The 1,165-nt window shown below is 61.7% G+C and carries 1 protein-coding gene; it reads right to left on the bottom strand.

Features of this window, described 5'->3' with window-relative positions; all coding sequences use genetic code 11:
• Positions 1 to 194 precede the first annotated feature (194 nt).
• Positions 195 to 1,145, bottom strand: a complete 951-nt coding sequence (locus CW742_RS14210) for a PAS domain-containing sensor histidine kinase (protein ID WP_292421502.1) — start codon at positions 1,143 to 1,145, stop codon at positions 195 to 197.
• Positions 1,146 to 1,165 lie beyond the last annotated feature (20 nt).

Below are 1,165 nucleotides of genomic sequence, written 5' to 3'. Positions count from 1 at the left end.
CCCCTTCCTGCGGTGCGGGGCCGAGGGAACGAGACGCTTCTGCACGGTGCGGTTCGGCACCGGCAACGATGCCGTCCCCCGCAACGGCCTGGCGGAACCCGACTGTGACGCCCATCTCTTTCCCGTCCGTTGCAGGACGGCAGGAGGTTTTGTACCGGAAGGTGTGGCGGGGAAGAGGAAGGAGCGCCCCGCGCTCACGGTCTTTTCCCGGGGCTCTCTTTTTGAGTAAAGCGGTACCCGCCTTTTGGCACCCGGATCTCGAACTCGGCACCCTCACCGTACCGTCCGGTCTCCCGGATCCCGATCCCGGTAATGGAGAGGATCTCCTTTGCAAGGTAGAGGTCAAGGCCGCTTTTGAGGGAGAAGTCACGGGTGAAGATCCGGTCCTTGGCTTCGGGCGGGATGCCGATGCCGTCGTCCTCGCAGATGATGTGCAGCTCCTCGAACGACTCCTGGCAGTAGATACGGATCCTGGTGGTCTTCTCCCCGTGAACGATGGCATTCCGGATCAGGATTGCAAAGACCCTTGCAAGCTGATGATCGGCAAAGACCTCGACGCCCTCTGTCTCCACATCCAGCGTGACCGGCTCGAGGCGCAGGCCCTGGCAGGACCGGACAAGAGTGTCGCGGAGGGCCTGCCAGACCGGAGGCTCGCTGCCGATATCCTGGTAGTCCCGTGTGAAGGTGATGAGCGACTGGATTGCCTCTGCTGCCGCAAGCTCCTTCTCGAGCACTGCCGCATCACGGGGACCGGTCACTTGTTCCCTCTCCAGTTCGAGATTGCCTTTCAGCACCGTGAGCTGGTTCAGGATATCGTGGCGGGTGATGCTGTTGAGGACGTTCAGTTTCCGGTTCGCTTCCTGCACGGCTTTCTCTGCCCGGACATTCTCGGTGATATCGAGGAGGGCAATAACAACACGGCGGCTGCCGGGGATGCCGTTGATGGTCAGGTACCCGTTCCTCACCTCGCCGTCCCACCGGATGAACCGGAGCTCGTGGCGCACCGGGCTGTAATCGAGATCCGCCCGCTGCCAGACCCCCTGCATGGTCCGGACATCTTCGGGCACGACAAACTCGGTCCCCTTCTTCTTCCCCTCAACCCCCTCCCTTACGTACCCTAGCATCCTGCCGAACTCCGGGTTCATTTAGACTCTTCCCCTTATAC

The organism is Methanoregula sp., assembly GCF_002835825.1.
In the GTDB taxonomy this organism is placed as follows: domain Archaea; phylum Halobacteriota; class Methanomicrobia; order Methanomicrobiales; family Methanospirillaceae; genus Methanoregula.
Note: the sequence above shows the minus strand (reverse complement) of the source record. Positions and strands in the feature narration are given on the sequence as shown.

What these genes read in the sequence shown, in the direction of transcription:
- CW742_RS14210 (WP_292421502.1), bottom strand. Translation starts at nt 1,145, where the DNA reads ATGAACCCGGAGTTCGGCAGGATGCTAGGGTACGTAAGGGAGGGGGTT.